The organism is Ferrovum sp., assembly GCF_027317285.1.
Classification (GTDB): domain Bacteria; phylum Pseudomonadota; class Gammaproteobacteria; order Burkholderiales; family Ferrovaceae; genus Ferrovum.
Genome location: NZ_DAHVHV010000075.1, coordinates 1 through 6,427 on the forward strand (window position 1 = coordinate 1; position 6,427 = coordinate 6,427).

General features: G+C 60.0%; 4 protein-coding genes. 2 read left to right on the top strand and 2 right to left on the bottom strand.

Annotated elements, in window-relative coordinates; genetic code table 11:
* Positions 1–50 precede the first annotated feature (50 nt).
* Both M6F29_RS10920 and M6F29_RS10925 read right to left on the bottom strand, forming a co-directional pair.
* On the bottom strand, positions 51–1,535 hold the full coding sequence (locus M6F29_RS10920; protein WP_298159725.1) for a DNA recombination protein RmuC: 1,485 nt from the start codon (positions 1,533–1,535) through the stop codon (positions 51–53).
* Positions 1,536–1,547: 12 nt separating this feature from the next.
* Positions 1,548–3,176, bottom strand: coding sequence for an OpgD/OpgG family glucan biosynthesis protein (locus M6F29_RS10925; RefSeq protein WP_524537732.1), 1,629 nt, complete (start codon positions 3,174–3,176; stop codon positions 1,548–1,550).
* A gap of 115 nt (positions 3,177–3,291) precedes the next feature.
* Here M6F29_RS10925 and M6F29_RS10930 point away from each other — a divergent pair, with 115 nt between their 5' ends.
* Both M6F29_RS10930 and M6F29_RS10935 read left to right on the top strand, forming a co-directional pair.
* A complete protein-coding gene (locus tag M6F29_RS10930; protein WP_298159731.1) occupies positions 3,292–3,510 on the top strand; it encodes a heavy-metal-associated domain-containing protein in 219 nt (72 codons plus the stop codon).
* A 142-nt stretch (positions 3,511–3,652) separates the two neighbouring features.
* The coding region (locus tag M6F29_RS10935) for a diguanylate cyclase domain-containing protein (RefSeq protein WP_298159734.1) at positions 3,653–6,427 on the top strand (2,775 nt) is incomplete at its 3' end.

The window sequence follows — 6,427 nt, forward strand, 5'->3', positions numbered from 1 at the left end:
ATGGTCAATCCCCGCAAAGGATGGAATTCTACCAGAAGGACAGGGGGGGCTCACGGGAGCGCTGGATTTTCCGCGTGAGTCTCCAGTTCCAGTGCGGCTTTGGCCACCAGGTCCTCGGGCAGGCGTGCCTGGATGGACACGCCCAGGCGTTCGAATTCGCGCGCCTGGGCAATCAGGTTGCCCTTGCCCGAATGGAGTTGACCATAGGCCTTGTCGTAGACGGTGCGGGCCTTTTCCAGTTCCTTGCCGACCTGTTCCATGCTGGCGACGAAGCCCACCAGTTTTTTATAGACCCGACCGGCCCGTTCTGCCAGTTCGGCCGTATGGGCATTCTGTTCTTCGAAACGCCACAACTGGCGGACGATATTGAGACTGGTCATGAGGGTGGTGGGGGTGGCGACCAGCACGTTTTTTTCGATGGCGTCCTGGAACAGGCTGTCATCGGCGCGCAGGGCTTCCACGAAGGCCGACTCGATGGGGATGAACATGAAGACCATTTCCGGCGTGTTGAGTCCCGGCAGGGTGAAGTAGGAACGGTCGGACAGTTCCTGGATGCGTGCGGCCACCGCCTGGACATGCTCCTTCAGGGCTACGGCACGTTCCGCATCCTCTTCTGCATTGACGTAACGGGTGTAGGCGTTGAGGGAAACCTTGGCGTCGATGACCAGATGTTTGGACTGGGGCAGATAGACGATGACATCAGGACGGCGCCGTCCTTCCTCCGTGGCAAAACTGACTTCCCGCCGGTAATCCTGACCTTCCCGCAATCCCGAGCGATCCAGCAGGTTCTCCAGAACCAGTTCGCCCCAATTTCCCTGTTTCTTGGCCTGGCCCTTGAGGGCCGTGGCCAGTTGGTGGGCTTCCACGCTCATCTGCTGGTTGAGCGCCTTGAGGTGTCCCAATTCGGCTTTGAGTTGAGCCTGCTGCTCCGTGTCACGACGGTGGATTTCTTCCACCTTCGTGCCAAACTCGCCCAGGCGCTCCCGCAGGGGATTGAGCAACTGTCCCAGGGAGTTCTCGTTCTGTTCCTTGAAATGGCGGGATTTTTCTTCCAGGATGTCGTTGGCCAGGTTCTTGAATTGCAGGGACAATTCATCCCGCGCCTCCTGCAGGAGAACGATTTTTTCTCCGGCCTGCCTGCGTTCCGCCTCCAACTTGGTCTGTAATTCTGCCACCTGGGCCAGGTGTTGGCGATGTTCGTTGACCTCCCTCTGGAGGTTTTGGCGCGCTTCGTTCAACTCTTCCACCAGGCGCTGGCAACGGGCCTGTTCGGCGGTGAGTTCGGCGGACAGGCGGCCCTCCTGGAGGTGCCAGTGATGTTCATGGTCGCGTGCCTGGTTCAGGGCTTGCTCGAGTTCGCTCAAACGCCTTTCCAGTTCAGGCAGCCGACTGGCGCGTTCCATCCATTGAGTGCGCTCCACCGCGCCTTCCGAACGCCCCTTTTCGGTGCACACCGCCAGTCGACTGCGCCAGATCAAACTGGAGAGCAGGGCTCCCAGCGCCAGGGAAAGGATACCAACGACGACGACCTCCATGGGGGAACTTCCTCAGGTGGGCAGATAATGGTAGAGCCAGGTTTCGCTCAAGGTGTCGTTTCCCCGTTTCAGATATAAACGGATCTCCACGGGATCGCTGCCTTTTACTTCGGCCAGGTCGAAGAGTGCGCGCCACAATCCCGGTTGGCCATTGGGGACGGGTTCCGTGGCGGCACTCAGGATACGTCCGCGCGAAGGCGTGACGACGGCTTCGGGCGCACTCCCCGCCGGAAGATGGAACAGTTCTCCGCCCTGAAAAACCACTTCGAACTTGTGGACGCCCGGCAACCGGTGCCCCGGTTCTCCTCCTCGTCCGATTCCGGTACCGACGCAGCGCGCCAGGGTAGTGGCAAAGGGTTCATCGGCCTGCCAGTAGAGGCGGTAACGCAGGGAATGCCGGGACCCGGCGCGGGCCGGGGCGGCAGGGACCCACATGGCCACGACGTTGTCGTACAGTTCTTCCGTGGTGTGGAGTTCCACCAGACGGACCGTGCCTTTGCCCCAGGCATTCAGGGGCTCGATCCATAAACTGGGGCGCCGTTCGTAATGCACGGCATCCAGGTATTGGTCGAAGTGGCGTTCGCGTTGAATCAGGCCGAAGCCCTTCGGGTTCTCGTCGGAAAAATGGGACACCTCGATGGGCAATCCCCATTCAAACGTCGGGGGATGCGATCCCTTCGGGTTTTCGGCGCTGGAGGGATTGATCAGGGGCCGCCAAATGTGTTCGTTGCTTCCGGTCCATAAGGAAAGTCCGTCTGAATCATGGACCTGTGGTCTCCAGTCCTCCTGAAAGGTCTTGTCTTTGTCGGAAAACCAGTACATGGAGGTCATGGGGGCCAGGCCGAAATGGGCGATGTCCCGGCGCAGGAACAGTTCCGCCTGGACGTCCATGAGGACGGCCTTGTTCCGGGTGAGGGTGAAATGGTAGGCCCCGGAGAGGCTGGGTCCGTCCAGCAGGGCATAGACCGATACTTCCCGGGAGCCGGGTTGAGGCGGGGCGAAGTAAAAGTGCGTGAAGAGGGGGAATTCCTCCTTCTGGTCCTGGGTCCCGGTATTGACGGAAACCCCTCGTGCCGAGAGGCCGTACTGGTATTCGTCGCCGATGGCGCGGAAATAGGACGCGCCCAGAAAGGCCGCCCAGTCGTTGCTGCGCCAGTCCGGTCCGGAACCGCTGCGGCTTTCCTGGATGCGGAACCCGGCGAACCCGGACGGATGGCTCAATTCCCGGGCCGGACTGTGTTCGGGCATGTCAAACAGGTGCCTGTCGAAGAGTACCTCCCGTGCTTCGGTGCGCGCGTGCTCGTTTTCCAGGGGTTGGTCGAGACGGTACATTTTGACGGGGAAGGGGAAAAACTTGCCCGGATGAAAAAATGCGATGGCATAGTCTCCCGGACCGTCGGCAAAAAGCGCATGGTCCATCTTGAAATGAATCTGGCTATGGGCATCCCAGTCGATACGATCCACGATGGCGGCATCGGGAGACAGGGGCGGCGCATAGGGTTGCTGGGCCTGTTTCCTGGCCTCGGCACATAGTCCTTCCCAGGAAAAGGCGGTCCCCGGTCCCAGATCCGGATGATCGGGTTCGGCCTGTGCAAGGCGGGTGAAGAAGGGACTGGCCAGCAAGGTAGCGAGGGTACCCATGAAGTGACGGCGATTCAGGAACGACATGGTGGAATTTCACCTGGCAATGAGGAAGGTTGAAGGGCTATAGTATAGCCTTCAAAAAAGATATCTTGAAGGCATGAGGAGGCATTTGATGAACAACCCTCCATCTGGAGAATTGAACCTGATCGTGACCGGCATGACGTGTCAGGGTTGTGTGGGTACGGTTCGCCGTGTCGTGGGCGCCGTGCCGGGGGTCGAAGACCTGGTCATCGATCTGGACAGCGGAGCCGTCCGGGTACGGGGCGCGGTGGATGCCGAAGCGGTGATGGCCGCTGTTCGGAACGCCGGCTACGACGTATGCCGTGTCTGATTCTGCGCAGGCGCCACCTTCCGGAACCCGATTCAGGGGGATTTGCCGCAGATCGACGGCAGGACGGCTTGATCCTGGCGGTTTGGTATAGGACAATGGGCGCTACTTGGAGAATATGCGTTGATGCGGTACCGTGGTTGATATGAAGGAAGAAGGTCTGCATCTTGCTCTGGTGCATTTTTCAGCCCGTATTCTGCAGTCCCTGGCACAGGGCGCGCAGGCGGATGTCCTGGCCGGAGAGATCTGCGTTTTCGCCGAATCGGTGATTCCCGGACGTATCGCCTCCCTGATGATCGTGGATGAGAACGGGCGCCTCCAGACCCTGGCGGCACCCCATGCGCCCCCTGAACTGATTCAGGTTTTTTCGGATCTCGTCCCCGGGCCCCATGCGGGATCCTGCGGGAACGTCATTCATCGTCAGGAACCGGTGGTGGTTAGTGATATTCCGCATGATTCGCGCTGGGATGATCTGCGCGTTCCGGCGGAAACCTGGCAACTGAAATCCTGCTGGTCCTGGCCCCTGCGCAAGGACGGACGACTGGTGGGGACCTTTGCCTTGACGGGGTTGGTGGAAGGGGAACCCAGTGCAGCGCAGGTCAGCCTGCTGGAGTCCTGTGCGGCATTGGCGGGCATGGTGCTGATTCATTCCCTGCCTCTGCTGCGCCAGGAAGATGAAAACCAACGTCGCCTCTATCGGGCTTTGTTCGGTTCCGTCGAGGCTCTGATCCAATATCAGAGCGATCAGGAAATGCAGCAGAATCTCTGTGCCAGCCTGACCAACGACACCATTTTCAGCGCAGCCTGGATCGGGCGCCCCGGGCTGGACGGCTATTTCGAGGAAATAGCCAAGTCGGGAACCGGGTCACGCCAGATCATCGAGGCGCGTCCCCGCCTGACCCAGGCCGAAGATGCCCCGCTCATCGTGCGGGCCTGGCGAACCGGGCAGACTGTCCTGTCCAACGACACCCTGAGCGATCCTTCCCTGCACCACTGGCACGCGCTCTTCGACAAAAACCGCTGGCTCAGTTTGTTGGCCACGCCCATCCAGAGAGGCGGAGAACTCTGGGCTGTGCTGGTGTTGGCTTCGCCCCGTATCGATACGTTTGATGAAGACACGTTGGGACTCTGCCTGAGGGTGGCCGCCTTGCTCAGTCGGAGCCTCGGAGAACACGATCTCAAACTGCATATCCACGCATTGCAAATGGAGGATGCCCAACTTGCGCGCACCGACAATTTGACAGGACTGCCCAATCGTCTGGCGCTGGAGGAATACCTGCCCAGGGCGATGGCCCGGGCCGAACGACACGAACGGGTGGTTGCCCTGGGCATGATCGATCTGGATGATTTCAAACCCGTCAATGATCGTTATGGTCATGGGCAGGGCGATATCCTTTTGCAGGAACTGGCGCAACGCCTGCGCCACAAGATCCGGGAATCGAATTATGTCGCCCGCCTCGGGGGCGATGAGTTTGTGGTGGTTTTCGAGGATCTGGATGAAAGCCAGGTCCGGCATGAACTCGGCAGCGCGCTGGCCCGACTCCATCAAGCCGTGGAATCGTCCTTTTATCTGGATGAGGCGGAAGGGGGCGTGATGATCGACATGACCATGGGCGTGGTGCTCTACCCAGGGGATGCGGAGACGCCGGAAGAATTGATGCGCAAAGCCGATGCCGCCATGTACCAGGCCAAACTGCACAAACATGAACGAAAGGAATGGTGGATTCTAGGCTCGGCGCCCATGGAAGAACCTGCACCCGAGGGCCCTTTTGATCCCTTTGGCAGTGAAGCGAAGTTTCTGCTGAGTCTGGTGCAACCCCATCTGGAACAGGTTGCGGATGAGTTTATTCGCTCTTTCTATGAGGATATGGAGCGGGATGAGGGCACGCTCGAGATCCTGCAGACTCTGGTGGATGATGAATACCTGAAACTGAAACGGAGTCAGTCGGCGTATTTGAGTTTCCTGATCGATCCGGCGACGACCTACGAGCAGATCCAGGCCCAGGCGGCCCGGTTGGGGCGCGTGCATGCCCTGATCGGTGTGACGGGGGCCTGGATGACCCGGGCCATGAGTTTGTATCGTGGATTGTTGCGGCGCTATCTGGATACCCTGTCACTGGTGTCGCGGGAACGCTATCGCGCCCTGCGCGTGATCGATGCGCGGCTGCAGATCGATGTCGAGGGCCAACTGGACGCCATGCAGCAAACCGCGGACCTCTACAGCGCCTATCACTCCCGTCCGCTGGATTCCCCTTCGGTGCAATGGATGGAGGCGGCCCAGTCCGAACTGGAAACACTATCGTCATTGCCGGGCATTCTGGTTGTACAGGTATTGCGTCCCCAGGCTGACGGGATCTTTGCCACGGAACTGAACGCGGGGGTCAAGTCCCAGGCATTGGAATCCATCCTGCAGCTTCCGGGGATGCGCCCCATTCTGGACACACGCTCCGAGGCAGGACAAGGGTTGATTGCCCGTGCCTGGCATTCGGGGCAAATCCAGTGTACCGATGCCTACCTCATGGATGCGCGTACCCATACCTGGCACTCGTCTTTTCGTTCCCTGGGGATCCGCAGCGCGGTGGCCATTCCGGTCCGGGGGCCGCAGGAAATGGAATTCGTCATGATCGTGCTGGGCGCCTATCCCCACCAGTTTTCTTCGGGCTGGATGCGCACGTCCATTGCTTCGCTCCAGAATCGCTGGGAGCAGTTGGTGCGATTGAGCCATGCCGGCCGATTCCCGGTCATGGATTCGCATCAGGCCGTGATTTACCGGGAACGGTTGCATTCCGGGGGATTGCGCCTGTTTCTGCAGCCCGTGGTGGAACTGAAAACCGGCGCCCTGTTCAAGGTGGAAGCCCTGGCGCGTCTGACCATGCCGGATGGAAGCCTGACCCTGCCGGGCCAATTTCTGACGGCGTTG

Coding starts and splice junctions, on each gene's coding strand:
- M6F29_RS10920 (WP_298159725.1), bottom strand. CDS start 1,535: ATGGAGGTCGTCGTCGTTGGTATCCTTTCCCTGGCGCTGGGAGCCCTG.
- M6F29_RS10930 (WP_298159731.1), top strand. CDS start 3,292: ATGAACAACCCTCCATCTGGAGAATTGAACCTGATCGTGACCGGCATG.
- M6F29_RS10925 (WP_524537732.1), bottom strand. CDS start 3,176: ATGGGTACCCTCGCTACCTTGCTGGCCAGTCCCTTCTTCACCCGCCTT.